This is a genomic window from Rahnella woolbedingensis (assembly GCF_003602095.1).
Lineage (GTDB): Bacteria > Pseudomonadota > Gammaproteobacteria > Enterobacterales > Enterobacteriaceae > Rahnella > Rahnella woolbedingensis.
In genome coordinates, this window is the sequence record NZ_RAHH01000019.1 from 22,883 (window position 1) to 48,897 (window position 26,015).

Below are 26,015 nucleotides of genomic sequence, written 5' to 3' on the forward strand. Positions count from 1 at the left end.
TATTGCACTGAAGAAATCTCTGAAGAAAATCCGGCAGCGATTTGCCACCGGATTAAAGAGGGAATTACTTCCCGCTCTGCGCTTTCACGATCGCGGCCTGCAATTCTTCGGCAGATACAGCCCCAGGCAGCACGGAGGTGTTTTCAGCGGTTGCGCCGCTGGTTGGCATCACCACGAAACCTGGCGTGCCGCTGAAGCCCAGCGTACGGGCCAGCTCATCGTTAGCAGCGATAGCTTCATGCGTCGCTTTACGCTGCGCGTCAGTTGGCGCGGTGGCTTTGGCGGCTTTCACTGCGCCAGCGATATCGGCATCCGTCAGTTTCCCTTCGTCATGGCCGGTGCGGTAAATGCTGTTGTGGTAATCGAAATAGGCCTGAGCACCTTTTTCTTTCCAGATAGCCATACCGGTTTCAGCCGCAGTGATGGACGCTTTCCAGCGGTCACCGAAGATTGGCCATTCTTTGAATACAAAACGTACGTTCGGATTGGCTTTCACGGTCTGCTCGACCACAGGAGCCATGTGGCTGCAATACAGGCACTGGTAATCGAAGAATTCCACGAATGCCACTTTGGCATCTTTCGGCCCGTAGCTTGGGGTCGCAGGATCATTCACCAGCGCTTTGGAATTGGCCAGCACTGCGCTCAGGGTTTGCTGTTGTTGCTGATCCGCCTGCTGCGCCTGTAATTTCTGGCTGACCTGCACCAGAATTTCCGGATGCTGCAACATGTAATCCGCCGCAATTTTACCAATGGCTTCCTGCTGCGCCGGGGTGAAATCTGCGGTTGCGCCGTCAGCAGCAAAAGCCAGCGTCGGAGCCAGCACCAGAGAAGCCAACAGAGTCATCGTCTGACGTTTCATCAAAAATCCTTAAAGTGAAATACGGAGAAAAACGGACAGTTGCCTTCAAAAGTAGAGGAATTCAGCCAGATTTGCAGGCAGAAAATTGTCATTTTTTATAAATCCCGCCGTAACCATTACTCAAAATGATAGGCGCCATCGCCCGACATACGCAGGGTGATATCGGCCTGGCGACTCCCGGCCAGAACCCGCGTCACGTTGGGTCCGTCCGTGGCAGCGTAAAAATCACTGGCCTGTGCAGGCGTCAGGCCGCCGCGAATTTTACGGTCTATTAACCGGCCGCGCAGAACATCCTGGCTGGCACGAATAAAGATGCTCAGGTCGCAATATTCTGCCAGTTGCCTCCAGCCCTCATCCCCCAGCAGCAGCCAGTTCCCCTCGACGATCAGAATTGGCGCGGTAACGTGGATTGCTCCTTCGACCGGTTCATGTAGTGTGCGGCTGTACTCCGGCCAGCGACTGCCCGGTTCGCGTAAAGCCATCAGGGCGTCGCGCAGTTTCGTAACGTCAAACGTTTCCGGTGCGCCCTTTTTCTGACGTAAGTTATGCGTCTTTAGCCAGTCATTGCGTTGATGAAAACCGTCCATCGGCAAGGTCTGCAGAGGAACTAAATCCGGCGATTCAGTGGAAAGCTTTTGCCAGAATGCGGAAAGCGTCGATTTGCCGGTGCCGGGAGGTGCAACCAGAAACACCACCAAAGGCCGGTTAAGCTGGCGTTGATGTGAGGAAAAACGTTGCAGAAGGGGAAGGTGTAACTGTTCGATGTCTTCGTCGGGAAAAAAAGCCTGCGTGGTCAGTCCGTTAATGGTCAGCGTCACGTTCATAAGTCAGTTCCTTGAGTAAATCCGTCACTGCCAGCGACAGCGCCGTCCTCACCAGATTGCCGTAACGCGCCTTACTGAAGGTCTCAAAACCGGCAAACTTCATTTTCTCGACAGACTGGAACATCAGCGTGTTATCCGTCACACAGCTCAAATTCTGGATAAATTCATAAGCGGTTTCCTCATGAAATTCCACAATTTCTGCCCCTGCTTTCAGGTGTTCGTCCAGCTGAGAAAACAGCAAAATATCTGCATAGACCGGCTTTTTGATTTTTCCCAGCGCATAAATCAGTCTCAGGGACACATCTATACTGTCCAGCGGGCCTGATTTAGCGAGTAAAGGCTTGACGGCAAATTCACGGATATCCTCGTCATTATTGATAAACAGGTGGGGAAGGAACTGTTTTATACCGCTGAGCAAAATGACATTAGCGGCATGCAGAAAATCATTGAGATTCGTCTGGCCGGATAACGTCTCCAGCACCTGATCTTCAGTGAATACAGTCATCCTTCCCTTAAACGCCGTCAGTAATGAGGAGAACCGATGATATTACAGCCCGGTAGAAACACCAAAGTGGTTCAGCAGCGCCTGTTCGGCCTGCTCATTCCACACGCCGTACGTCGGTGCCACCCGCTCAGCCAGCAGGGCAAACAGCGGATCGGTTTTGCCTAATTCTGCAAAATCCTCAATGGCAGTCAGCGGCAGAGAAATTCCGTTATAGATTAGCTTCTTACCACCGGGAATATGCGGCAGATTCAGCACGGTATCCGGTACGGCGTCCAGGCCGCCGATGTGTGTGATCATATAAGAAGGCTGAATTCGCCCAGCCGCCGTTAATGCCAGCGCCTCTTCCATATCGCCGGTCGAACCGCCGGATGTGCCGACAATATGCGTCGAACCGTAGTGAACGTTATAGAAATTGAAAGGAACGCTGAATTTTTTGTCGGTCGGCCCGGCAAAGAAATTCAGGCAACCGTCTTCACCCAGCAGCGCATCGCCAAGTTCGATAACCTCTGCCACAGCCGCGAAAACAAAGACATCATCAAAGCCTGCGCCGCCGGTCATTTCGCGCAAATCCGCCGCCGGATCGGACAATGTTTTACTGTTGATATACACCAGCTCGATGCCCTTTTCTGCCGCCATCGCCACCGGCAGAAGCTGTTCTGCGCGCGCCAGCCGCTGTTCATCAATATCCACCACCACCACCCGCGCCGGACGCACATCACCGTTAATCGCATAATCAATCGCACCAATGCCCATCGGCCCTGCACAGGCCAGCAGCGCCAGATTTCCACCCGCTCTGATGCCCATCTGATGCTCATACACATATTGCGTGGTGTGATAACTGGCGTGATACGCGCCGATAATGCAGCACATCGGCTCCGCCAGCGAGGCCGCAGCGAAATAGCGGCCTTCGTACGGCAGAACACAGCCCAGATCGATAGCCAGTTTCGGAATGATCATGTACGTTGCATTGCCGCCAAAGGTTTCGTAGCTGTATCCGGCGGAATAGCCGCTCGGCAGCCCCATCGCCGGTTGCAGTACGAAACGTTTCCCCGCTTCAAAACGGTCTCTGAGATTTTTGCCCACCTGCACAATCACACCCGCGCATTCGTGCCCCGTCACCGCCGGATGCCCGGCGATATCTTCCGGCACGCGTTTATGTTCCCCGCCCAGCAACGCCGCTTTGTAGGTCGACAGGCAAACACTGTCTGACACCACGCTCACCAGCAGTTCGTCATCGGTGATTTCGGGCAGCTCAAACTCACGGATCCTCACATCTTTTTTACCGTAGATGGCGGCGACTTTAGTTTTCATGCTGTTGCTCCTTGCGGTGCCTGAGAGGTGATGTCGGCAAACAGCACATCAAGTGCCGGATCACCGAGGTAATTTTTAATCAGAATCAGCGGCTGGTCAGTCACGCGCTGAGCGCGGCCTTCAAGGCTGGCGTGGGTCACAATGATGTCGGCATCAGCCGGAATGTTTTCGATGGAGTAGTGCTTCACTTCGATTTCATAACCGGCTTTTTGCAGCTTCTTGCGAAACGTTGTCGCACCCATCGCGCTCGAGCCCATTCCCGCATCGCACACAAAGGCGATTAACCGGATGCTGGCGGCAACGGGATGCATCCCGTTTTTGCCTTCGGCTTTGCGTTTTTTGCTGGCGGCCTGAGAATCCGCAAAACTGTCTTCCACAGGGGATTTATCGAATTTCAGAATGGCAGAGGCAACGACGAAAGAAACCACGGTTCCGGCCAGAACGCCCGCACAGGTTCCCATAAAGCCCCCGCGCGGCGTCAGCGCCAGATAAGCAAAGATAGAACCCGGACTTGGCCCGGCTACCAGCCCTGCGCCAAACAGCTCGAAGACATAAATGCCGGTCATTCCGCCCGCAATCATGGCAATAATCATCAGCGGTTTCATCAGCACATAAGGAAAATACAGTTCGTGGATGCCGCCGAGAAAATGGATGATCATCGCGCCGGGCGCGGACTTTTTGCTCAGCCCTTTGCCGAACAGCGAAAACGCCAGCAGGATGCCCAGACCGGGGCCGGGATTGGAGGCCACCATGAAATAAATCGATTTTCCGGCAACGGCAGTGTCCTGCATCCCCAGCGGATAATAAACGCCCTGGTCGATCGCGTTATTGAGGAACAGCACTTTGGCCGGTTCATTAATCACTGACAGCAGCGGCAGATAACCGGTCGCCACCAGCGCTTCAATCCCCTCTTTCACCATGTTATTCGCTGCCATCACTGCCGGGCCGATCACTTCATACGCCAGCAGACAAAGCAGCATGCCGAGGATGCCGAGGGAGAAATTATTGATGACCATCTCAAAGCCCGCCGGAATGCGCTTCTCCAGCAATTTGTCGACCTTTTTGATGACATATCCGCCCAGCGGCCCCATCACCATCGCGCCGATAAACATCGGAATATCGGCTCCGACAATCACGCCCATCGTACCGATACCGCCCATCACGGCACCGCGTTTTCCGCCAATTAAATGTCCGCCGGTAGAACCTATCATCAGTGGCAATAAGTAGGTGATCATCGGCCCGACAAGCTGGCCGAAGTGCGGATTAGGTGTCCATCCGGTCGGAATAAATAATGCCGTAATAAAACCCCAGGCGATAAACGCACCTATATTGGGAATGACCATAGCAGTGAGAAAGCCGCCAAAAGCCTGCACTCTGGCGCGCATAGATTTATTAGCCATATTTAAATCCTGTGTGATGTTAGGATAAAACTAATAACGCTGAATGATATTAATTAATTCCTCAGTATTTTTTGCATTGAGTAATTCATCAATAACTTCATCTTCGCAAAGCATTTCACTTAACGCCTGAATCGCCTCTATATGTGAATCAGAATCTTTCGCGGCTAATCCGATAAGCAAACGAACCGGCGGGCTTTCAGCCTCAAAGCTGACACCTTGGCGCAGTTGCGTAAAGCTCAGCGCCGTACCTAACGCACCGCACTCCGGCCTTGCATGGGGCATAGCAATACCGGGAGCGAGTAAATAATAAGGCCCGATTTCAAGGGTGGTGTCTTTAATCGCCTGAATGTAATCTGGTGTAATATATTTTCTTTCCAGCAGATTTCTCATTGATAAGTCTATCGCCTGAGACCAGTTTTCAGCGGATGAATATATCGCAATACTTTCATTTTCGAAAAAATCCATTAATGACGACATTATTTATCCTTATTTTTATCGATGAGAATTTATATTCAGGAGCATATTCTTTGAAATGGATTTAATCAAACCGACAGGGATTTGTGATCTGCATTATAAAAAGCGTAACAGCAAGAATAAAATCCGACAGAGATCACAAGAATGACGTGATTTTCATGAATTGCAATATAACGCAACAGCCTGTTTGTGAATTACACCACAAAATATGATTTTTTATTATTATCATATTTTGTGATCTGCATCTGATTTGACTTATTGCGTTTGGTTTTCAGCAATAAAAAACCACGCATTTGAGCGTGGCTTCTGTTTATTACATCTTTAACAGGCTTAGTTGCTGAAATCGCCCTGGGCGACTTTCTGCGCCTGAAGCAATGTCTGCTGTTTACCCACCAGACTGGACATCATGGTGTTGTACTGTGTTGCCTGTTGCTGCGTCGGGAACTGTACGCCGCCATTGGCAAAGGCGACCTGAGTACCCTGCTGTTGCAGGTAATCACCGACAGAGACGATATCCTGCGTGAAGCTTTGCAGCGCGGGCACCAGCGGAGTCAGCACGTTCGCCGGCTGAGTTACCACGGTGTTGTACACCTGACCATAAACCGCTTTCAGGTCGTCCGGTTGTTTCAGTGCCGCCATCCCCGTATCAGCTTTCACTTTTGAGTCACGCAACTGTGCATTCAGCATGCTCAGCGTGCTGGCTGCCTGCTGCAACGCGCTGCGCTGGGTCATGTAATCTTGCGGAGTACGCACCTGACCAATCGCGCTGACCACCGGGACAAGGCTGCCTTCAACGGCTCCTTTCATCTGGCGGGAGAACGACAGGATGATGCCGTAGTCATTCGCGTAATTACCAAAACGTTGCTTCTGATCTTCACTCAGCGAAGGCAGGTTTTGCCCGCTGCGCATGACGGTATTTTGCAAATAATCGATAAAGGCTTTGCGTTGTTCCGGTTCTTTATCGCCACATGCAGTGAGTTGGAAAACAACCAGCAATGCGATAAACGGCGCCAGCCAGCGAGAAAATACACCGCTTCTGATCCCTACAGCCATGAGTCCTGACTCCTGATTTCAATGTTCTTCTACCGGCCAGTTCCCTGCCGATGCAGTGCATTCCATGCGGGTTATAGGATAGAACAATTGGGGGGAGAACGCTTTTTAAAAAAGCGTAGAAAAGTTTTAAATTCAAGTTCAGGACCTTGGGTTGCCACCCAAACTGGCCTCAGGGGTGGCTTATCGCCGCCACCCCTAAGAACCCCCGGCTCTTTTACTGTGTACTATCGCTCGCTGGCTATGTTTCAGGTATCACTGTGACAGGCTGAAAATCTTGCCGCTGCGCGGTATCTTCTCTCGGTCTTCGAGCCACAGGTCTCGAAGCCTGAAATGAGGAGTTCGCGGAGCGATGACATTTTGCGCCACCCACTAATGTACCGAAACATGTCCGTCGTAATTGCGATAGCGCGCAGTGAAAAAACACGGGAGTCCAGAGGGAGAAGGTTTATTCTCCCTCTGGTCGGTGTGGGCCGACGCCCACGACCTTGATTTTGATTTTGACTTTAAAAAGTCAACTGCTTACTGAAGCAGCGAAATATCCGCGACCTGCAGGAACAGCTCACGCAGCTTGGAAAGCAGTGTCAGACGGTTAATGCGGATCGCTTCGTTCTCATCCATTACCATGACGGTATCGAAGAACGTATCGACGGTTTCGCGCAGCGCAGCCAGCTCAACCAGCGCTTCTTTGTACTCACCGGCCGCAAACAGAGGCTCCAGTTTGTCGCGCAGAACCACCAGATGCGTTGCCAGTTTCAGCTCAGCAGGTTCTTTCAGCACGGAAGCGTGCACGTGATCGAGCAGAACGTCTGTCGATTTCGCCAGAATGTTGGATACGCGTTTGTTAGCCGCAGCCAGCGTTGCCGCTTCGTCGAGAGTACGGAAGTAACTCACCGCTTTCACACGCGCATCAAAATCTGCCGGTTTGGTCGGACGACGTGCCAGCACGGCCTGAATGGTATCGACCGCGTGACCTTCTTCCTGATACCACGCGCGGAAACGACCGAGCATGAAATCAACCACTTCATCGACAACCTTGGTGTTAGTCAGCTTGTCGCCATACAGGCGCACCGCTTCTTCGGTCAGGGTTTGCAGGTCGAGTGACAGGTTTTTCTCAACGATGATACGCAGAACACCCAGCGCTGCACGGCGCAGTGCGAACGGGTCTTTATCGCCTTTCGGATGTTGACCGATGCCGAAAATACCGGCCAGGGTATCCATCTTGTCAGCGATTGCCAGCGCACATGCTACCAGCGAAGCCGGTAATTCGTCGCCCGCGAAACGTGGCTGATACTGCTCGTTCAGTGCAACCGCGACTTCTTCCTGCTCACCGTCATGACGCGCATAGTGCATGCCCATCACGCCCTGCGTGTCGGTAAACTCGAAGACCATGTTGGTCATCAGGTCGCATTTTGACAGCAAACCGGCACGTTTTGCGTTTTCAACGTTGGCACCGATTTTCTCAGCGATCCAGCCAGACAGCGCCTGAATACGGTCAGTTTTGTCGCGCAGCGTACCCAGCTGTTTCTGGAACAACACGGTTTCCAGACGCGGCAGGTTGTCTTCGAGACGTTTCTTGCGGTCGGTATTGAAGAAGAATTCGGCATCGGCCAGACGCGGACGCACCACTTTCTCGTTACCGGAAATGATTTGCTGCGGATCTTTCGATTCGATGTTGGCCACAAAGATGAAGTTCGGCAAAAGTTTGCCCGCGGCGTCGTACACCGGGAAATACTTCTGGTCGCCTTTCATGGTGTAAACCAACGCTTCAGCCGGAACCGCCAGGAATTTCTCTTCGAATTTCGCGGTCAGAACCACCGGCCATTCAACCAGAGACGCGACTTCTTCGAGCAGGCTTTCGCTCAGATCCGCGATACCGCCAATCTCTTTCGCTGCTTTCTCTGCATCCTGTTTGATCAGCGCCTTACGCTGTTCGTAATCAGCAATGACTTTGCCGCGTTCCAGCAAAATTTGCGGATACTGATCGGCATTATCAATCGTGAATTCCGGCTCGCCCATGAAGCGGTGACCGCGAATGGTACGGGCAGAATCGATACCGAGGATTTTCGCCGGGATTAGCTCTTCGCCTAACAGCAGAGTGACTGTGTGAACCGGACGTACAAACTGCACGTCGGAATCGCCCCAGCGCATCAGTTTAGGGATAGGCAGTTTGGACAGTGACGTCGCGATCATCGCAGGCAGCAGCTGTTGCGCGCTTTCGCCTTTGACGTGCGCACGGTAAACCAGCCATTCGCCTTTGTCGGTGACCAGACGATCGGCCTGTTCCACCGTGATACCGCAACCGCGAGCCCAGCCTTCAGCGGCTTTGCTTGGTTTGCCTTCAGCATCGAAAGCTTGTGCCACAGCCGGGCCGCGTTTTTCAACTTCGCGGTCAGCCTGAGATTCATGCAGACCGGAGACTTTCAGCGCCAGACGGCGCGGTGCTGCAAACCATTTTACGCCGCCGTGTGGCAGATTCGCCGCATCCAGCTCCGCAGTCAGGTTAGCTGCAAAAGATTCAGCAAGGCTGCGCAGAGCCTTCGGTGGCAGTTCTTCCGTGCCGATTTCCACCAGAAATGTTTTTTCAGTCATTGACTTATCTCACTTCTCGTTCTTTTTGCACATCGGGAAGCCCAGCACTTCGCGGGAAGCGTAATACGCCTCAGCTACCGCTTTAGTCAGGGTACGGATGCGCAGAATGTAGCGCTGGCGTTCAGTCACAGAAATCGCTTTACGCGCGTCGAGCAGGTTGAAGCAGTGGGCCGCTTTCAGGATGCGCTCGTACGCCGGCAGTGCCAGTGGCTTTTCGAGAGCCAGCAGGGTCTGCGCTTCTTTCTCGTGCTGTTCAAAACAGCTGAACAGGAAATCGACATCGGCGTATTCAAAGTTATACGTCGATTGCTCAACTTCGTTCTGATGGAATACGTCGCCGTACGTCGTTTTACCCAGCGGACCGTCGCTCCAGACCAGATCATAAACGCTGTCCACGCCCTGGATGTACATCGCCAGACGTTCCAGACCGTAAGTGATTTCACCGGTCACAGGTTTACATTCCAGGCCGCCGACCTGCTGGAAGTAAGTGAACTGTGTCACTTCCATGCCGTTCAGCCACACTTCCCAGCCGAGACCCCAGGCGCCGAGCGTCGGGTTTTCCCAGTTATCTTCAACGAAGCGGATATCGTGGATCAGCGGGTCGAGGCCCAGCTCTCTCAGCGAGCCGAGGTACAGCTCCTGAATGTTTTCCGGTGAAGGTTTGATCATCACCTGGAACTGATAATAGTGCTGCAGGCGGTTCGGGTTTTCGCCGTAACGGCCGTCAGTCGGACGGCGTGATGGCTGAACATAGGCTGCCGCGAAAGGCTCAGGGCCGAGTGCGCGCAGACTGGTCATCGGGTGCGAGGTGCCCGCGCCGACTTCCATATCCAGCGGTTGAACAATGGTGCAGCCCTGCTGCGCCCAATAATCTTGCAGTGTCAGGATCAGGCCCTGAAATGTCTTGGTATCAAACTTTTGCATGTTGGATTCGCACGCGAGAAAGTGGGTTTAAAGAGAGTCCGACAGTATACCCGCTGAACGGAAGATAATCAGCCAGTATCAAGCAACTAAGGCATACGGAGAGGCAGTGTTTAAGTTTCGGCGCAAATTTTCGGAAAGTTAAAGGGGCAGATAACCCCTTTTGCCGTCAGAACCGGGCACTGATCCCGGCGTTATAAGAAGTTTGTTCGCCGGAATCCAGACCGGTGGTTTGCGAAACGGCAGCAAAGGCCGAGACGCTGTGGGTAATCTGCACGTTGAGGCCTGCGGTCATATCTACCCAGTCGTTGTCCTGCTCGCCGGTGGTGCGGCTGAACTGCGTGCGGGTAGATTTGATTGCGCCGGTGGCGGTGTAAGTATCGTCACCGAACTGGCGGTCGTAGGTGACCTGCGCATAGGGATTGACGATGCCGAGCTGCGAGTCCAGACGCCAGCCCAGTGCACCTATTTGCGAATGGGAACTCTGGTCGCCAAAACGCATCGAGGTACTGGCGTCGCCGTCTTCGCGATAACCATTTACGGTGCTGTAATCCCAGCTGTATTGCACCACTGGCCCGGTTTTAAGTACCGGCAGGATTGGAAAATCCCAGCCCGCCGTGACCCGCCAGCCCATCTGTTTACCGTCAGTTTCACCACGCTCGGTGCGGGTCGTCGGGCCGAGGGTGATGCGGCGTTTGATGTCGTCATAGTTAAGCGATCCATAGTGCATATCGCCGTTAATCCAGCCGTTTTCGGCGATTTTGATGTCGGTAAAGAACGTCGCCATTTTGCCACGGGTGCGGTAACTGTAGTTATCGGTTGGATCTTGCTTATCGTCCGAACCGGAAACCATCAACCCCATCAGCCAGCGCTCAGTCAACTGATAATCCATGCCGATATTCAGTGAGTTAGACGTCAGTTCCCCATCGCCTAATCCAAGTGATGGACTGAATTTACTGTCGGCGCTTTGCCCGGCGTAACCGCCAAACATGCCGAAGGTTCCGGCGTCGTTATCCTGCGTGCGCAGTTGCTGATAATGACTGTCGAGCAAACCCTGCGTATTACGCGCCAGCGCCAGCGAGCCCTGATTCAGCGCGGTGACTTCCAGCGGACCATTGAGTACTGACTGCATATATTGCGCAATCAGTGCATGTGCCTGCGGCGTCGGGTGGAAATGGTCGGCAAACAGGAAGGATTTACTGGCGTCAAAACCCGGCAGGTTTGATGTGCATTCCGAAGCCGATGTGCCGACCGGACAGGCAGTGCCCGCCGTATTGGCAAATCCGTACATCATCGGATCCGCCACCACTTCATTGAACAGCCCGTTGATATCCACGCGCGCAATATTACCGCCGGTTTTCGCCAGCGCGATATCCTCGGTGGTGTTGTACGTATCGGTCAGGCCGCCCGCCGCCACTTTCAGCACGTCATAGGCCGCAATAAGACCTTTGGCGATGGTGTCCTGCACCAGCGGAATTCGTGAACCTTCCACCGCAGCAGCGGCCAGTGCGTTATGAATCGCTACAGTGCGCGCATCGGTATTGGGCGTATTTTGTGCGTTCAGATAGGTATACGCCGCTTCCAGAGCCTGTTGTTGCGCCGACTGCATCCCAATTTGAATCACACTTTCCATCAGCACCGGCGTCAGTCCGATATTGGGCACCGTCGGCACGACAACCGTTCCCGCTCCGGCTTTGAGTAAATCATTCACCTGTGACGCGGCTTGCGCGGCGCTGGTCGTCGTAATCTGCAACGCAGTGACCGGGTTCAGGCTTAGCGCTGCCGCCGCTAAATCATTGCCGCCAATCCAGTGAATATACAGCCCGTTCGGATCGGCTTTTCCGCCTGTAGATGCCAGATAATTTTTGACCTGATCCTGCGTGGTATAGTCAGAATCCAGACCCGGCACCGCAACGCCGCCGCCTTCGGCATAGTTCAGCCCGCCTTGTGAAGAAGGCGTTAATGTCGTACCGATGTTTTTCGCCAGAATTTCGTCATACAGCGGATGGATATTGCTGTCATAAGTCCAGCGGCCAATATTGCCGGTATCACTGAGACTGTCGCCGAAAACATAAAGCTGATCGTAAGCCTGTGCCGTTGTCTGTATGCCAAGACACAGCACCACCGCGAAAGCCCCTCTGGTCAGCCGCAGGACAGAAATTTTTTTGCCGGTCATAAGTGTGATTTCCCTAAAAAATCGGCGTGGTCACGCTAGGATTTAACGTAAGGATTACGTAATGAGTGGCTTTAAATATTGTTCAGATCCGACCAGCGTCAAGGCAGAGGTTGAGAAATTGCGACGTTGCAGAGTTATCCGAGAAGCCACACACTGACGCCACGCATTTAAGCCTCTTATAAGGACAACATAATGGCGACTACCCGATGCAGCTGGGTTTCGAAAGAGCCGGTTTACCTCGAATACCACGATAAAGAATGGGGCGTCCCGGTTCAGAATGGCCGCGAACTGTTTGAAATGCTGTGCCTCGAAGGCCAGCAGGCCGGCCTGTCATGGATAACCGTGCTGAGAAAGCGTGAGAATTATCGTCAGAACTTCCACAATTTTGACCCCAAACGTATCGCGAAAATGACCGATGACGATGTGGAACGTCTGGTGCTCGACGCCGGTATCATTCGCCATCGCGGTAAAATCAAAGCCATTATCGGCAATGCACAGGCGTATCTGGCCATGGAAGCCAGCGGTGAAAGCTTCTCTGAATTCATCTGGAGTTTTGTTGACGGCCAGCCGGTCATCAATAATCCCCTCGGCCCGGAAGGCGTACCGGCAAAAACAGTGGTGTCTGATGCGATGTCCAAAGCGCTGAAAAAGAAAGGCTTTAAATTCATCGGCTCCACGATTTGTTATGCTTTCATGCAGGCCGCCGGACTGGTGAACGATCATCAGTCATATTGCTTCTGCCATCCTGCGAATCAGCCGTCATGATCCGCGCTGCGCAACCGGGCGATACCGAAGCCATTTTGATGCTCTGGCTGCGCAGCTCATTACTTTCCCATCCTTTTATTGCCGATTCTTACTGGATTGAAAGCCTGCAAATGGTCAGAGAAGATTTTCTGCCCAAAGCCCGCGTCTGGGTGGATTGCGATGCAAATGATGAAATTTGTGGATTTATCGGCGTGCTGAATCAGCAGTTTATCGGTGCGCTGTTTGTCGAAGAATCTCACTACGGCGACGGTACCGCGCAGCGTCTGATGGCGGCGGCTAAAGACGAATATCCGGTGCTGCTGCTTGAGGTCTATCAGCAAAACCATCGCGCTGTTGCGTTCTATCATAAAGAAAAGTTTGTATTCTCCGCCCGCACCCGCCATCCCGGCACTGACTTACCGACCTATATCCTGCGCTGGTTCCAGCCACTTTCTGAATAAGTTCCTGAAATGCGTAAAAATACAAAAAGGGATATCCGGAATTCTCCTACTGCTTAACACCGCAAAATTGCGCATAAAGAGCGCCAGAACGCCACAGGACTGATGTCCTCCCGTTGCATTTGTTTATGTTTTGACACCTTTTTCTGTGCAACTTGTTGGAAAGCAGGCAGTCATAATGCAGCGGTAAAGTTCTTAATAAAAACATCCTGAAGGAAATAAGATGAGCAAAAGATTACTTGTGGTTGCGGGCGCGCTTTGCGTCACCATGGGCCTGTCAGCCTGTACCACTAACCCTTACACCGGCGAATCAGAAGCAGGGAAATCCGGCATTGGCGCAGGTATTGGGGCCGCGCTCGGCGCAGGCGTCGGGATGCTGTCTTCCTCCAAACACGATCGCGGCAAAGGCGCGCTGATCGGCGCTGCAGCCGGTGCCGCACTGGGTGGCGGTGCAGGTTATTACATGGATGTGCAGGAATCTAAACTACGCGACAAAATGAAAGGCACCGGCGTCAGCGTTACCCGTCAGGGCGATAACATCGTGCTGAACATGCCGAACAACGTGACGTTTGACACCAACAGCAGCACGCTGAAACCGGCGGGCGCTAACACGCTGACCGGCGTGGCGATGGTACTGAAAGAGTATCCGAAAACTGCCGTGAACGTTGTCGGTTACACTGACAGCACCGGTACCCGCGCGCTCAACATGAAGCTGTCGCAGCAACGTGCTGACGGCGTGGGCAGCGCACTGATCACTCAGGGCGTTGAAGGCAGCCGCGTACACACCACCGGCGCAGGCCCCGACAATCCGATTGCCACCAACAGCACCGAAGCAGGCAAAGCGCAGAACCGTCGCGTCGAGATCACTCTCAGCCCGTTGCAATAAATTTCGTCCTGCCCCTGATAAAAGCGGAGCCATTCGGCTCCGTTTTCGCGTTTGTGATATTCTGCCGCCACGTGCCTTCTCCCCTGTGTAACGGATGCCAGTATGTCTCTGAAAGCCATTGCGAAAGATCTCGGTCTCTCTGTCACCACCGTCAGCCGTGCGCTGAACGGGTACGATGACGTTTCAGCGGACACCAAAGCCCGGGTTCAGGCGGCGGCAGATTTGCGCGGCTACCGGCCTAATACTCTCGCCCGCCGGTTAAAGATGGGTAAGATCGACGCCGTTGGCCTCATTTTCCCCTTCACTTCTCATCCGTTAAGCAATTCCGCATTTATCGAAATGGTCGGCTGTATCACCCGCGAACTGGCAAAATATGAAATCGATTTACTGCTGGTGCCGGATGAACTGGGCACGTTTTCGTGGCGCAGACTCATCGAAAGCAAACGCGTCGATGCCATGCTGGTGGCGCATACGCTGGATAACGATCCGCGGCTGCTGGATTTACAGCAGCGTAATTTTCCGTTTCTGGCGCTCGGGCGCAGCGGCTGTCTGACGCAGGATTACGCCTGGTTTGATTTCGATAACCGCGCCGGTATGCAAATGGCGGTCGATCACCTCGCGGCTCTCGGGCATCAGCGCATCGCGTTTCTGGGTGAAAACAATCAGCAATCGTTTATCGGTCAGCGCTTTCAGGGGTATCTCGACGGATTACGTGAAAATGCGCTGCCACATCATCCTGAATACGTGCATAAAATCAGCCCGAGTCGTCGCGCCGGTTATCAGACCACGCAGGCGCTGCTGGCTTTGCCGGTGCCCCCGACGGCGATTGTCTGCGACTGTAATATGCATGGCGAAGGCGCGGCGCTGGCGTTGCATGAAGCCGGACTGCTGCTCAACGGCGGCGTTTCCCTGATTATCTTTGACGGTTTGCCGTGTGACAGCGTGCCCGATGTGGCCGTCACCGCCGTCCGACAGGGCACGCGTGAAGCGGTCGGACTGCAAATCGCCACGATGACGATGGCACTGATCCGCAACGAACCGCTGAAAAATTTGCAGGTTCTCTGGCAACCCGAATTGCAGGCGGGCGTTACCGCACATCCACCGAAGTTATAAATTCCCCTCAGACTATTTTTTCACCCTATATCACAAATTTGCATCTTCGCATTTCCAATCCGAAACGTTTCGGATCAATAGTTACTCCACCTGATCGCGTGTTATCAGCGCAAATATTTGTCTGGAGCAGTGACTATATGGAAAACAAGATTGTTCATTTAACCGGCGGGCAGACCAGCCTGATCGTCCGTTGTACGCCTTACGCCGAAATTCTTTACTGGGGAAACCGCCTCAGTCAGTTTTCAGAGGATGACGTCATTTCGCTGAACCGCGCCGTGCCCAATGGCCGGATTGATGTGGAGGCACCGGTGAATTTCAGCGTCGATTCCGGGCGTGGTTCTTTCGGCACGCCGGGCATGGAAGGCCATCGTAACGGGCAGGACTGGTCGCCGGTATTCAATACCACGCAGGTCAGGCACGACGAAAATCAGCTCCTCATCACAACCGAAGACGCGATTGCGGGTCTGCAATTTCGCAGCGAATTGCGCCTGGATGATAACGGGGTTTTGCAGGCACGAAATGCGCTGACCAATCTTAAACCCGGCACCTATCAGGTGACACGACTGGCCGTGACGCTGCCGCTGCCGGAGCGCGCCGCCGAAGTGATGGCGTTTCATGGCCGCTGGATCAAAGAGTTTCAGCCACACCGCAGGCTGCTGGATCACGGCGGCATCATTCAGGAAAACCGCCGCGGCAAAACGTCTTCCGAATATTTCCCGGCAATGATGATCGGTCATCCCGGTTTCAGCGAAGAACAGGGCGAAGTCTGGGGCATGCATCTGGGCTGGAGCGGCAACCACCGCCTGCGCGCTGACATCAAAACCGACGGCCGCCGTCTGATACAGGCCGAAGCACTGTATTTTCCGGGCGAACAGCGCCTCGAACAGGGCGAAACCCTGGAAACCCCGTGGTTGTACGCCAGCTATTCCGCGCAAGGGCTGAACCGCATGAGCCAGCAATTCCACCGCTTTGTCCGTGAGCAGATTTTACGGTTCCCGGCTGAAAAACCGCGTCCGGTACATCTCAATACCTGGGAAGGCATCTATTTCAATCACGATCCTGACTACATCATGCAGATGGCGACAGAATCTGCCGCGTTAGGCGTTGAACGCTTCATTATCGACGACGGCTGGTTCCGCGGACGCTGTCATGACCGCGCCGCGCTGGGCGACTGGTATCTCGATGAGAAAAAGTATCCCAACGGCCTCACTCCGGTCATCAGCCACGTCAAAAAACTGGGTATGGAATTTGGTATCTGGGTCGAACCGGAAATGATTAACCCGCATTCGGATTTGTATCGTGCTCACCCGGACTGGCTGCTGGCGCTGCCCGGTTATCAGCAACCGAGCGGGCGTCATCAGTTCGTGCTCGATCTGAGCAATCCGCAGGTCTTTGATTATCTGGCAGAACGCATGAGCTGGCTGCTGGGCGAACACGATGTGGATTACGTGAAATGGGACATGAACCGTGAAATCGTCCAGCCGGGGCACGATGGCCGCGCAGCACCGACGGCACAAACGCAGCAGTTCTACCGTCTGCTGGATGTGCTGGGCGAACGCTTCCCGCAGATTGAGTTTGAATCCTGCGCGTCCGGCGGTGGCCGCATCGATTATGAAGTACTGAAACGCAGCCACCGCTTCTGGACGTCGGACAACAATGACGCGCTGGAGCGACAGAAAATTCAGCGCGGTATGAGCTACTTCTTCCCGCCGGAAGTGATGGGTTCGCACATCGGCAATAAGCTGTGCCACGCCACCTCACGCCAGCACAGTATTGAATTTCGCGGCCTCACGGCGCTTTTCGGACATATGGGCATTGAGCTCGATCCGGTGAAAGAGGGCGAAGCCGAGCGTGCCGGTTTTGCGAAATATACCCGTCTTCATCAGCAGCTGCGCCCGTTACTGCACAGCGGCGACGTATACCGCGTGGATACGCATGACGAGACGGTGCTGATTAACGGCGTGGTCAGTGAAAACGGGGATCAGGCTGTATTTCTGGTCAGTCAACTGGCGATGCCCACCTGGTCATTGCCTGGGGCGCTACGCGTGCCGGGGCTGAAAGCGGATGCACGTTATCGTGTGACGGTGCTCGACGAACCGGTATTACTCAAAGGTGGTGGCAGCGGTCACACCATGCGCGTGCAACCGGCGTGGTTGCATGAATCGCCGGTGCTGAGCGGTGAATGGCTGGCGAATGCCGGGCTGGCGTTGCCGGTGCTGGATCCGGAAAGTGCCCTGCTTCTGGGCTTCGAAGAAATCAGATAACACCAAAAAACGCCGGTACGACAGTGCCGGTTTTCATGGTTTCGGCAAGGAAATCACTATGAATCCTACACAAACTTCCGATCGTTGCTTCTATAAAAAAAATACTAACTTCTGGATATTTGGCAGCTATTTCTTCCTCTATTTCTTCATTATGGCCACCTGTTATCCGTTTTTACCGATCTGGCTTTCTGATGTGATCGGCCTGAGCAAAACGGAAACCGGCATCGTGTTTTCCAGCATGTCGCTGTTTGCCATTCTGTTTCAGCCGATTTTCGGCATCATTTCTGACAAGCTTGGCCTGAAGAAACACCTGTTGTGGATCATCGCCGTGCTGCTGTTTCTGTTCGCCCCCTTCTTCATCTACGTTTTCGCGCCATTGTTAAAACTCAATATCGTGCTCGGCGCCATTCTCGGTGGCGCGTATATCGGCTTCGTGTTTGCGGGCGGTTCAGGCGCGACTGAGGCTTACATTGAAAGGGTCAGCCGCAACAGTTCATTTGAGTACGGCAAAGCGCGGATGTTCGGTTGTTTCGGCTGGGGGATATGCGCCTCAACGGCAGGCGTGCTGTTTAACATCAATCCGGACATCGTGTTCTGGATGGGCTCCGGCGCGGCGATCATTTTGATGATTTTGCTGCTGTTTTCTCGTCCGCAGGAAAACAAAAATGCGCAGGTGCTGGATAAACTCGGTGCCAATCAGCCGCAATTTTCGCTGAAAACGGCGGCTTTATTGCTGAAAGAACGCAAACTGTGGATGCTGATTTTGTATGTCATCGGCGTGGCCTGTGTGTATGACGTATTCGATCAGCAGTTCGCGACGTTCTTCAAAACCTTCTTTGCTTCCCCGCAGCAGGGCACGGAAATGTTTGGCTACGTCACGACTGCCGGTGAACTGTGTAACGCACTGATTATGTTCTGTTCGCCGTGGATTATTAACCGCATCGGCGCGAAAAATACGCTGCTGCTGGCGGGCACGATTATGTCGATCCGTATTGTCGGTTCGTCCTTCGCGACTACGGCCATTGAAGTGATTTTGTTGAAAATGCTGCACGCGCTGGAAGTCCCGTTCCTGCTGGTGGGCGTGTTCAAATACATCACGCAGATTTTTGATGTCCGGTTCTCCGCGACCATTTATCTGATCGGGTTTAACTTCGCCAAACAACTGGCGGCGATTTTCCTTTCGGCTTTCGCCGGTAATTTGTATGACCGCATCGGTTTCAGCGATACCTATCTGATCCTCGGCGGTATTGCCTTTAGCGTGACGGTCATTTCGGCCTTTACCCTGAGCAGCCGACCGAAGACCGAAGCAGTTTCTGGCGTACAAACGGCAGAAGGTTTGCGCTGACTTACGGGATGCAGCCTTTCGGCACTCTGTGCTAGTCTGCGTGGGACAAGCATGAGGAGAGAAAGGCTGTGAGTAAAAAACAGGAACCGGGCGTGACGGTTCGCGCCACGATACGTGACGTCGCCAGCGCCGCCAAAACGGGTAAGACCAGCGTTTCACGTTATCTCAACGGTGAACAACACCTGCTGTCCGATGCGCTGAAAGAGCGCATCGGACGGGCGATCTCCCTGCTCGATTATCAGCCAAGCCAGATGGCGCGCAGTCTGAAGAGCGGTCAGACACGTCTTATCGGGCTGATCCTCGCCGATATCACCAATCCCTATTCTGTCGATGTGATGCGTGGCGTTGAAGCCGCCTGCCGTCAGGAAGGGCTGACGCTGCTGGTGTGTAACACCAACAACGAACTGGATCAGGAAAAGCATTACCTGCAATTGCTCAGCAGTTACCGCGTTGACGGCATTGTGGTGAACGCCGTGGGCATGCGCGAAGCGGCGATTTCCACGCTGCAACAGGCCAATTTACCGATGGTGCTGATCGACCGTAAAGTCGCAAACTTCGCCTGTGACGTCATCGGCCTGAAAAACGTTGAAGCCACGCAGATGATGACCGATCACCTCGTGCAGCAGGGTTTCGAGGCACTGCTTTTCGTCAGCGAACCCGCCACCGTCAATACCCGTTTCGACCGCCTGCGCACGTTCCTGCAACGTATGCAGCAATCCCCGCAACTGACCGGCGAACAGGGGGAAATTGAGCTGTATGACACCGAAGGGCTGGATAATCTGCTGCGTGATTTTGTGGCGCGGCATGCGGATAAACCCCAAGCCGTGATGTGCGTGAACGGCGCACTGACGTTACAGGTGGCGCGCGCCATGCAGCGGCTGAATCTGCGCTGGGGGCCGGACATCGGTTTATCCGGTTTCGATGAACTGGTGTGGGCCGATCTGGCGGGTGTAGGTATTACGACGCTCAAACAACCGACTTACGACATGGGCGTGGCGGCACTCCGCCAACTGGTGACTCGCATTCAGGGCAATACTGAGCCGGTCAAAGACCTGGAGTTTTCCGGCGAACTCGTTGCGCGCGGTTCCACCGCAGCACGCTGATCCCTTTTACTTCTCCGATTTCCTGCCCGTTCTTCGTGAGCGGGATCATATTTTCGGGCTTTTGTTCTGTCGTCTGGAACCGGTTCCAACTAGGTTGTATAAAACGAAACAAAACGTTAACAACAGCACGATATCTCATTTGCTTGACTAAAATGAGGTGGCGAAAAGATTGCCTCACCTTCCTGGCAACCCGCCCTCACAGGAAAAACGTTCATGAAAAAAGAAATCGTCATTGTCACCGCCGCCTACGGCAACAGCGTGGTGAAAGACCTCGGTGGTCAGGCAGAACTGCTCCCCGTCATTGCCGCTGCACAGGCCGATGGCGTGGAAATCCGGCGTGAATTGTTCTCCCCGCAGGAGCTGGATTCGTTACCGGCGCTGGCGGAGAAAATTCAGCATCACGGCTTGTTTGCGGTGTACTCGGTGCCCTTCCCGCTGTTTGTGGCAGGTGGCGAGCTTAATCCTGATGCACCACAATATTTTGAAGAGGCGCGCATTCTGAATGCCCGCACGATTAAGTTTTCTCTCGGTGAATTTGAGCCGGGCCAGGATCTGACACCGCTGAAGGTGGTGCTGGCATCAAGCCCGGTGAAACTGGTAGTGGAGAACGATCAGACCCCGGAATGTGGAATTCTGTCGCGCATTAATGCCTTCATGTTTGCCGCAGAATCCCTGCATTTGCCATTGAGTATGACTTTCGACATGGCCAACTGGCTGTGGGTCGGACAGGATCCGGCGATTGCCGCTGAACGTCTGGCCCGTCATGTCGGTTATGTGCATGTGAAAGCAGCGGAAAAACGTGCCGGGAAATGGCACGCCGTGGCGCTCGATAACAGCGATGGCAGCTGGGAACCTTTATTGAAAATGTTGCCTCAGGATGTCCCGCGCGGCATTGAATTCCCGCTTGAAGGGGATGATTTGACCGCCGTGACGCGCCATTACGTTGACGTTTTACGCGGCTGATCCGCACCAATGCGGGGAAAGCTGAGGCATTATCAGGAGATACCGTTATGAACAAGTCCAGACTGGCCTCGCGCCGCTGGTGGTACATCATGCCAATCGTGTTCATCACTTACAGTCTGGCCTATGTCGACCGCTCAAACTTCAGTTTCGCGTCGGCGGCCGGTATCAATGATGATCTTCACATTACCAAAGGCATGTCATCCCTGCTGGGTGCCCTGTTTTTCCTCGGCTACTTTTTCTTCCAGATCCCCGGCACGATTTATGCCGAGCGACGCAGCGTTAAGAAGCTGATTTTCTGGTGCTTATTGCTGTGGGGAGGCTTTGCTTCACTGACCGGCGTGGTGACGAATATCCCGATGCTGGCGGTGATCCGCTTTGCGCTGGGTGTGGTGGAAGCCGCGGTGATGCCCGCCATGCTGGTTTACATCAGCAACTGGTTTACGAAATCCGAACGCTCGCGCGCCAATACGTTTTTGATTTTGGGTAATCCGGTGACGGTGCTCTGGATGTCGGTGCTTTCCGGCTATCTGATCAAATCGTTTGGCTGGCGTGAGATGTTTATCTTTGAAGGTATTCCGGCGGTGATCTGGGCGATTATCTGGTGGTTCAGCGTCAAAGATAAACCCGAAGAAGTCAGCTGGCTGAGTGAGCAGGAGAAAAAAGACCTGGCCGCGCAGTTGGAAAAAGAACAGAAAGATATTCAGGCCGTGGGCGGTTACCGCGAAGCCTTCCGCTCGAGAAATGTGATCCTCCTCTGTCTGCAATATTTCTTCTGGAGCATCGGCGTGTATGGCTTTGTGCTCTGGCTGCCGTCGATTTTGCGTGATGGTAAATCCATGGGCATGGTCGAAGCGGGCTGGTTGTCCTCAGGGCCTTATCTGGCGGCCACCATTGCGATGATTCTGGTCTCATGGGCATCGGACAAAATGCAAAACCGTAAACTGTTTGTCTGGCCACTGTTGCTGGTCGGCGCCCTGGCGTTCTTTGGCTCCTGGGCAGCTGGCACAAACAATTTCTGGCTTTCGTACAGTTTACTGGTGGTCGCAGCTGCGGCAATGTATGCCCCGTATGGTCCGTTCTTTGCCATCATTCCTGAAATGCTGCCGAAGAATGTTTCCGGCGGAGCCATGGCGTTAATCAACAGCCTCGGCGCACTCGGTTCGTTCTTTGGTTCGTGGTTTGTCGGTTACCTCAATGGCAACACCGGCAGTCCTGCTGCCTCGTTTATTTTTATGGCCGTCTCGCTGCTGCTGTCTGCCGGATTAACGCTGTTAGTCCGACCGCGCAAAGCTGAAATTAAACCGAAAGGAAATGTTTCCTTAACCTGAAATCTGAAAATACTCATTTGAAGAGTTGGAGTTTGTAATGAATAAGCCGTCAATTGTTCTGTACAAAAAACTGCCTGCCGATTTGCATCAACGTCTTGAAGAGCATTTTGCTATTACCGAATTCGATGGCATCACCGACAAAAACCGTGCTGAGGTTTTTGATGCTTTGCAAAACGCAGAAGGCCTGCTGGGTTCTGGCGGAAAAATCGATAAAGAGCTGTTTGACCATGCGCCGCGCCTGCGTGCGGTTTCTACCATTTCCGTCGGCTACGATAATTTTGATGTGGCTGAACTGACCCGCCGCGAAATCCCGATGATGCATACGCCGACGGCGCTGACTGATACGGTAGCGGATACCGTGATGGCGCTGGTGCTTTCTACCGCACGCCGCGTGGTGAATGTCGCCGAGCGTGTGAAAGCCGGTGAGTGGAACGATAACATTGGCGCTGACTGGTTCGGCATTGATGTACACCATAAAACCATGGGCATCGTCGGCATGGGACGTATCGGTCTGGCGCTGGCACAACGCGCGCATTTCGGTTTCGACATGCCGATTCTGTATAACGCACGCAGCCAGCACAAAGAAGCAGAAGAGAAGTTTGGTGCCCGTAAATGCGAGCTGAACGAGCTACTGAAGGAGTCTGATTTCGTCTGTATTTTGCTGCCAATGACCGAACAAACGTTCCATCTGATTGGCAAAGAACAGCTGGCAAAAATGAAATCCAGTGCCATTCTGATCAGCGCAGGCCGTGGTCCGGTTATTGATGAACCGGCGCTGATTGAAGCGCTGAAAGCCGGTACGATTTATGGCGCAGGGATGGACGTGTTCGAGACTGAGCCGCTGCCAAAAGATTCTGCTCTGCTGACACTGCCGAACGTGGTAGCGCTTCCGCATATCGGTTCTGCCACGCACGAAACCCGCTACGACATGGCGGCCTGCGCGGTGGATAACCTGATCGCCGCCCTGAAAGGCGACGTGAAAGAATTCTGCGTGAACCCTGAAGTTCTGAAGAAATAATCCTCCCTTCTCGTTCCCTTTCATCGTCAACAGAAAGGGAATGAGAAATTCAAATCCAGGTGGTCCGATTGCACTGTTTTCCCGCAGGCGTTATGGTGGACGACACATTTCGATAACATACAAAGCTTTCTATGACGTTTTCTGCTTTCGGTGACAAATTTACCCGTTTTTCAGGCATCACACGCCTGATGGGCGATATGAATGACGGTTTACGCACACCTGGCGCTGTCATGCTGGGCGGGGGCAATCCGGCTCAAATTCCTGAGATGCAGGATTATTTCCAGACCCTGCTGTCGGAAATGCTGGCCGCCGGCAAGCTGACCGAAGCGCTGTGCAATTATGACGGCCCGCAGGGCAAAGACGTTCTGCGTCATGCGCTGGCAGAGATGTTACAGAAAGAGCTCGGCTGGCAGCTGGATGCGCAAAATATCGCGCTGACCAACGGCAGCCAGAGTGCCTTCTTTTATTTATTCAATCTGTTCGCCGGGCGTCGCGCCGACGGCAGTATGTCCAAAGTTTTGTTCCCGCTGGCACCGGAGTATCTCGGTTATGCCGACGCCGGGCTGGACGAAAATCTGTTTGTTTCGGCCAAGCCGAACATCGAATTACTGCCGGAAGGCCAGTTCAAATATCACGTCGATTTCGATCATCTGAACATTACCGATGATATCGGCCTGATCTGCGTTTCCCGTCCGACCAACCCGACGGGTAACGTGATTACCGACGAAGAGCTGATCCGCCTCGATGTACTGGCACAGCAGAAAGATATTCCGTTACTCATCGACAATGCCTATGGCGTGCCGTTCCCCGGCATCGTGTTCACTGACGCAACGCCGCTGTGGAACCCGAATATCATCCTGTGTATGAGCCTGTCGAAACTCGGCCTGCCAGGCTCACGCTGCGGTATCGTGATTGCCGATGAGAAAATCATCAAGGCGATCAGTAATATGAATGGCATCATCAGTCTGTCTCCGGGCAGCGTCGGGCCGGCGATTGCCCATGAGATGATTGCGCGCGGCGATTTACTGCGCCTTTCCGCAGAAGTAATCAAACCGTTCTATTTCCAGCGCGTACAGGAAACCATCGCCACACTGCGTCGTTATCTGCCGGAAGAACGTTGTCTTATCCACAAACCGGAAGGCGCGATTTTCCTGTGGCTGTGGTTTAAAGATTTGCCGATCACCACCGAAGTGCTGTATCAGCGCCTTAAGCAGCGCGGTGTTCTGATGGTGCCGGGCGATTATTTCTTCCCGGGGCTGGAACATCCGTGGCCGCACACGCATCAGTGTATGCGCATGAACTACGTGCCTGATGCTGAACAGATCGAGCGCGGTGTGAAAATTCTGGCGGAAGAAGTGGAAAAAGCACACGCGGAAAATCAGTAATACCGCTACGTTCAAAAGATAAAAAAAGGGGAGGACATCTGTCCTCCCCTTCTTATTTACACTGACTGTTTTATGCGGACTGGTTTTCCAGCGCCGGTTTTTCAGTACCAATCGCAATTTTCTGCGGTTGCAACGCTTCCGGCACATCGCGCACCAGACTGATGTGCAGCAATCCGTTGACGAACTCTGCCGCAGAAACATGCATATGTTCCGCCAGTGTGAAGCTCAGGGTGAAAGGCTTGATCACTAACCCCTGATGCAGATATTCCACTTTAGCTTCCGGCTGAGCAGGCGTACCGCTGACAGTTAAGCGCGGCCCTTCAACTTCAATATTCAGCTCGCTCTGCTGGAAACCGGCCAGCGCCAGTGAAATGCGATAATGATTGTCATCAGACTTTTCAATATTGTAGGGAGGAAAAGCCTGATCGGCGCCCTGCATTGAACTGGCTAATTTATCGAAACCAATCCACTGACGCAGTAATGGGGAAATATCGTAATTACGCATGGTATAACTCCTTCTTTGAAGCGAGATTTATGATTCCGTCATCCGTTTTCGGCGTGACGGCGCAGCTCCCTGACGGCGAGCCTAAACTTTTTCATTTTCTGGCGGTCAATACCCTGGGTTAAGGGAAAAGCATCCGCTGGATTAACGAATTTCGATACGACGCGGTTTGGATGTTTCAGGAACAATGCGTTCCAGATCGATATACAACAAACCGTTCGACAGATTGGCGGCTTTTATTTGGATATGTTCCGCCAGCTGGAATTTACGTTCGAAATTACGCTCAGCGATGCCCTGATATAAATACGTGCGGTCGGTTTCAGTCGGTGCATGCGCGCCTTTGACCACCAGCATGTTGTCATGGGCCGTGATGTCCAGCTCCGACTCGGCAAAACCGGCTACCGCGATAGCAATCCGGTAATGGTTTTCGTCAACCAGCTCGACATTATATGGGGGATAGCCGCCGCCCTGATTCTGACCCGATTCGATAAGATTAAATAAACGGTCGAAACCAATGGCAGAACGGTATAACGGGGATAAATCAAAATTGCGCATTACTGCTTCTCCTGATATTCAGCGAGTGCTTTTTTAATAGTCATAGCCTTCCATTTGGACAGGCCAGCGACGGATCCAGCGGTTTGTCATAAATCGCGGATCGAGATCCCTTCCGGCGTATCTCTTCCTGCGTCGTACAGTAAAAATGGAGACGAAAGGAATTTTTTCAAGCCAGTAAAAACAAAAAAATCAGGAAATTTTTGACAGCCTGATGGCAAAAACACACGACAGGCAGAAGT

The 26,015-nt window shown here is 53.3% G+C and carries 23 protein-coding genes; 11 read left to right on the forward strand and 12 right to left on the reverse strand.

Annotated elements, in window-relative coordinates:
- Positions 1-64: 64 nt before the first annotated feature.
- From D6C13_RS16210 to D6C13_RS16255, 10 genes are all read right to left on the reverse strand, one after another.
- Complete coding sequence (locus D6C13_RS16210) at positions 65-859, reverse strand: DsbA family protein (RefSeq protein WP_120133748.1); 795 nt, start codon at positions 857-859, stop codon at positions 65-67.
- A gap of 116 nt (positions 860-975) precedes the next feature.
- Positions 976-1,683 carry a nucleoside/nucleotide kinase family protein gene (locus tag D6C13_RS16215; protein ID WP_120133749.1) on the reverse strand — a complete coding sequence of 236 codons (708 nt, stop codon included), beginning with the start codon at positions 1,681-1,683 and terminating at the stop codon, positions 976-978.
- A complete protein-coding gene (locus tag D6C13_RS16220) occupies positions 1,661-2,188 on the reverse strand; it encodes an MltR family transcriptional regulator (protein ID WP_120133750.1) in 528 nt (175 codons plus the stop codon). The genes D6C13_RS16215 and D6C13_RS16220 overlap by 23 nt, the downstream gene beginning before the upstream one ends.
- A 42-nt stretch (positions 2,189-2,230) precedes the next feature.
- Complete coding sequence (locus tag D6C13_RS16225; protein ID WP_120133751.1) at positions 2,231-3,499, reverse strand: zinc-binding dehydrogenase; 1,269 nt, start codon at positions 3,497-3,499, stop codon at positions 2,231-2,233.
- Positions 3,496-4,899, reverse strand: a complete 1,404-nt coding sequence (locus D6C13_RS16230) for a PTS mannitol transporter subunit IIBC (RefSeq protein ID WP_120133752.1) — start codon at positions 4,897-4,899, stop codon at positions 3,496-3,498. The genes D6C13_RS16225 and D6C13_RS16230 overlap by 4 nt, the downstream gene beginning before the upstream one ends.
- Positions 4,900-4,929: 30 nt before the next feature.
- Complete coding sequence (cmtB, locus tag D6C13_RS16235; protein ID WP_120133753.1) at positions 4,930-5,376, reverse strand: PTS mannitol transporter subunit IIA; 447 nt, start codon at positions 5,374-5,376, stop codon at positions 4,930-4,932.
- A 327-nt stretch (positions 5,377-5,703) separates the two neighbouring features.
- Positions 5,704-6,426 carry a DUF3053 domain-containing protein gene (locus tag D6C13_RS16240; protein WP_120133754.1) on the reverse strand — a complete coding sequence of 241 codons (723 nt, stop codon included), beginning with the start codon at positions 6,424-6,426 and terminating at the stop codon, positions 5,704-5,706.
- A gap of 519 nt (positions 6,427-6,945) precedes the next feature.
- Positions 6,946-9,015 (reverse strand): glycine--tRNA ligase subunit beta, encoded by a 2,070-nt coding sequence (gene glyS / locus D6C13_RS16245; RefSeq protein WP_120133755.1) that lies wholly within the window; start codon positions 9,013-9,015, stop codon positions 6,946-6,948.
- Between the two features lie 9 nt (positions 9,016-9,024).
- Positions 9,025-9,939, reverse strand: coding sequence for a glycine--tRNA ligase subunit alpha (glyQ, locus tag D6C13_RS16250; RefSeq protein WP_120133756.1), 915 nt, complete (start codon positions 9,937-9,939; stop codon positions 9,025-9,027).
- Between the two features lie 166 nt (positions 9,940-10,105).
- On the reverse strand, positions 10,106-12,112 hold the full coding sequence (locus tag D6C13_RS16255; RefSeq protein ID WP_120133757.1) for an autotransporter outer membrane beta-barrel domain-containing protein: 2,007 nt from the start codon (positions 12,110-12,112) through the stop codon (positions 10,106-10,108).
- 192 nt (positions 12,113-12,304) lie between these two features.
- On the opposite strand from D6C13_RS16255, the gene D6C13_RS16260 reads away from it, so the two are divergent.
- From D6C13_RS16260 to D6C13_RS16310, 11 genes are all read left to right on the forward strand, one after another.
- Positions 12,305-12,877, forward strand: a complete 573-nt coding sequence (locus D6C13_RS16260; RefSeq protein WP_120133758.1) for a DNA-3-methyladenine glycosylase I — start codon at positions 12,305-12,307, stop codon at positions 12,875-12,877.
- Positions 12,874-13,317, forward strand: coding sequence for an N-acetyltransferase (locus tag D6C13_RS16265; RefSeq protein ID WP_120133759.1), 444 nt, complete (start codon positions 12,874-12,876; stop codon positions 13,315-13,317). Before D6C13_RS16260 ends, D6C13_RS16265 begins: the two co-directional genes overlap by 4 nt.
- A gap of 220 nt (positions 13,318-13,537) precedes the next feature.
- Positions 13,538-14,200 carry an OmpA family lipoprotein gene (locus D6C13_RS16270; RefSeq protein WP_120133760.1) on the forward strand — a complete coding sequence of 221 codons (663 nt, stop codon included), beginning with the start codon at positions 13,538-13,540 and terminating at the stop codon, positions 14,198-14,200.
- 102 nt (positions 14,201-14,302) lie between these two features.
- Positions 14,303-15,313, forward strand: coding sequence for a LacI family DNA-binding transcriptional regulator (locus D6C13_RS16275; RefSeq protein WP_120133761.1), 1,011 nt, complete (start codon positions 14,303-14,305; stop codon positions 15,311-15,313).
- A 137-nt stretch (positions 15,314-15,450) separates the two neighbouring features.
- Positions 15,451-17,577 carry an alpha-galactosidase gene (locus tag D6C13_RS16280; RefSeq protein WP_120133762.1) on the forward strand — a complete coding sequence of 709 codons (2,127 nt, stop codon included), beginning with the start codon at positions 15,451-15,453 and terminating at the stop codon, positions 17,575-17,577.
- Positions 17,578-17,635: 58 nt separating this feature from the next.
- On the forward strand, positions 17,636-18,922 hold the full coding sequence (locus D6C13_RS16285; RefSeq protein WP_120133763.1) for an MFS transporter: 1,287 nt from the start codon (positions 17,636-17,638) through the stop codon (positions 18,920-18,922).
- A 68-nt stretch (positions 18,923-18,990) separates the two neighbouring features.
- Positions 18,991-20,025 (forward strand): LacI family DNA-binding transcriptional regulator, encoded by a 1,035-nt coding sequence (locus D6C13_RS16290; protein ID WP_120133764.1) that lies wholly within the window; start codon positions 18,991-18,993, stop codon positions 20,023-20,025.
- A 213-nt stretch (positions 20,026-20,238) separates the two neighbouring features.
- Positions 20,239-20,988: a sugar phosphate isomerase/epimerase family protein gene (locus D6C13_RS16295; RefSeq protein ID WP_120133765.1), complete on the forward strand. Its 750-nt coding sequence runs from the start codon at positions 20,239-20,241 to the stop codon at positions 20,986-20,988.
- A gap of 47 nt (positions 20,989-21,035) precedes the next feature.
- Positions 21,036-22,316 (forward strand): MFS transporter, encoded by a 1,281-nt coding sequence (locus D6C13_RS16300; protein ID WP_120133766.1) that lies wholly within the window; start codon positions 21,036-21,038, stop codon positions 22,314-22,316.
- A gap of 37 nt (positions 22,317-22,353) precedes the next feature.
- Entirely contained in the window at positions 22,354-23,334 is a 981-nt protein-coding gene (gene ghrB, locus D6C13_RS16305) for a glyoxylate/hydroxypyruvate reductase GhrB (RefSeq protein WP_120133767.1), read from the forward strand.
- A gap of 131 nt (positions 23,335-23,465) precedes the next feature.
- Positions 23,466-24,719, forward strand: a complete 1,254-nt coding sequence (locus D6C13_RS16310) for a valine--pyruvate transaminase (protein ID WP_120133768.1) — start codon at positions 23,466-23,468, stop codon at positions 24,717-24,719.
- 70 nt (positions 24,720-24,789) lie between these two features.
- On the opposite strand, the gene ibpB is transcribed toward D6C13_RS16310, so the two are convergent.
- Positions 24,790-25,224, reverse strand: a complete 435-nt coding sequence (gene ibpB, locus D6C13_RS16315) for a small heat shock chaperone IbpB (RefSeq protein WP_120133769.1) — start codon at positions 25,222-25,224, stop codon at positions 24,790-24,792.
- A gap of 141 nt (positions 25,225-25,365) precedes the next feature.
- Positions 25,366-25,776, reverse strand: coding sequence for a small heat shock chaperone IbpA (ibpA, locus tag D6C13_RS16320; RefSeq protein WP_112287226.1), 411 nt, complete (start codon positions 25,774-25,776; stop codon positions 25,366-25,368).
- Positions 25,777-26,015: the final 239 nt, after the last annotated feature.

What these genes read in the sequence shown, in the direction of transcription:
- glyQ (WP_120133756.1), bottom strand. Translation starts at nt 9,939, where the DNA reads ATGCAAAAGTTTGATACCAAGACATTTCAGGGCCTGATCCTGACACTG.
- D6C13_RS16270 (WP_120133760.1), top strand. Translation starts at nt 13,538, where the DNA reads ATGAGCAAAAGATTACTTGTGGTTGCGGGCGCGCTTTGCGTCACCATG.
- D6C13_RS16215 (WP_120133749.1), bottom strand. Translation starts at nt 1,683, where the DNA reads ATGAACGTGACGCTGACCATTAACGGACTGACCACGCAGGCTTTTTTT.
- D6C13_RS16210 (WP_120133748.1), bottom strand. Translation starts at nt 859, where the DNA reads ATGAAACGTCAGACGATGACTCTGTTGGCTTCTCTGGTGCTGGCTCCG.
- D6C13_RS16220 (WP_120133750.1), bottom strand. Translation starts at nt 2,188, where the DNA reads ATGACTGTATTCACTGAAGATCAGGTGCTGGAGACGTTATCCGGCCAG.
- D6C13_RS16280 (WP_120133762.1), top strand. Translation starts at nt 15,451, where the DNA reads ATGGAAAACAAGATTGTTCATTTAACCGGCGGGCAGACCAGCCTGATC.
- D6C13_RS16265 (WP_120133759.1), top strand. Translation starts at nt 12,874, where the DNA reads ATGATCCGCGCTGCGCAACCGGGCGATACCGAAGCCATTTTGATGCTC.
- glyS (WP_120133755.1), bottom strand. Translation starts at nt 9,015, where the DNA reads ATGACTGAAAAAACATTTCTGGTGGAAATCGGCACGGAAGAACTGCCA.
- D6C13_RS16230 (WP_120133752.1), bottom strand. Translation starts at nt 4,899, where the DNA reads ATGGCTAATAAATCTATGCGCGCCAGAGTGCAGGCTTTTGGCGGCTTT.
- ibpA (WP_112287226.1), bottom strand. Translation starts at nt 25,776, where the DNA reads ATGCGCAATTTTGATTTATCCCCGTTATACCGTTCTGCCATTGGTTTC.
- D6C13_RS16295 (WP_120133765.1), top strand. Translation starts at nt 20,239, where the DNA reads ATGAAAAAAGAAATCGTCATTGTCACCGCCGCCTACGGCAACAGCGTG.
- ibpB (WP_120133769.1), bottom strand. Translation starts at nt 25,224, where the DNA reads ATGCGTAATTACGATATTTCCCCATTACTGCGTCAGTGGATTGGTTTC.
- D6C13_RS16255 (WP_120133757.1), bottom strand. Translation starts at nt 12,112, where the DNA reads ATGACCGGCAAAAAAATTTCTGTCCTGCGGCTGACCAGAGGGGCTTTC.
- D6C13_RS16285 (WP_120133763.1), top strand. Translation starts at nt 17,636, where the DNA reads ATGAATCCTACACAAACTTCCGATCGTTGCTTCTATAAAAAAAATACT.
- cmtB (WP_120133753.1), bottom strand. Translation starts at nt 5,376, where the DNA reads ATGTCGTCATTAATGGATTTTTTCGAAAATGAAAGTATTGCGATATAT.
- D6C13_RS16260 (WP_120133758.1), top strand. Translation starts at nt 12,305, where the DNA reads ATGGCGACTACCCGATGCAGCTGGGTTTCGAAAGAGCCGGTTTACCTC.
- ghrB (WP_120133767.1), top strand. Translation starts at nt 22,354, where the DNA reads ATGAATAAGCCGTCAATTGTTCTGTACAAAAAACTGCCTGCCGATTTG.
- D6C13_RS16300 (WP_120133766.1), top strand. Translation starts at nt 21,036, where the DNA reads ATGAACAAGTCCAGACTGGCCTCGCGCCGCTGGTGGTACATCATGCCA.
- D6C13_RS16310 (WP_120133768.1), top strand. Translation starts at nt 23,466, where the DNA reads ATGACGTTTTCTGCTTTCGGTGACAAATTTACCCGTTTTTCAGGCATC.
- D6C13_RS16275 (WP_120133761.1), top strand. Translation starts at nt 14,303, where the DNA reads ATGTCTCTGAAAGCCATTGCGAAAGATCTCGGTCTCTCTGTCACCACC.
- D6C13_RS16240 (WP_120133754.1), bottom strand. Translation starts at nt 6,426, where the DNA reads ATGGCTGTAGGGATCAGAAGCGGTGTATTTTCTCGCTGGCTGGCGCCG.
- D6C13_RS16225 (WP_120133751.1), bottom strand. Translation starts at nt 3,499, where the DNA reads ATGAAAACTAAAGTCGCCGCCATCTACGGTAAAAAAGATGTGAGGATC.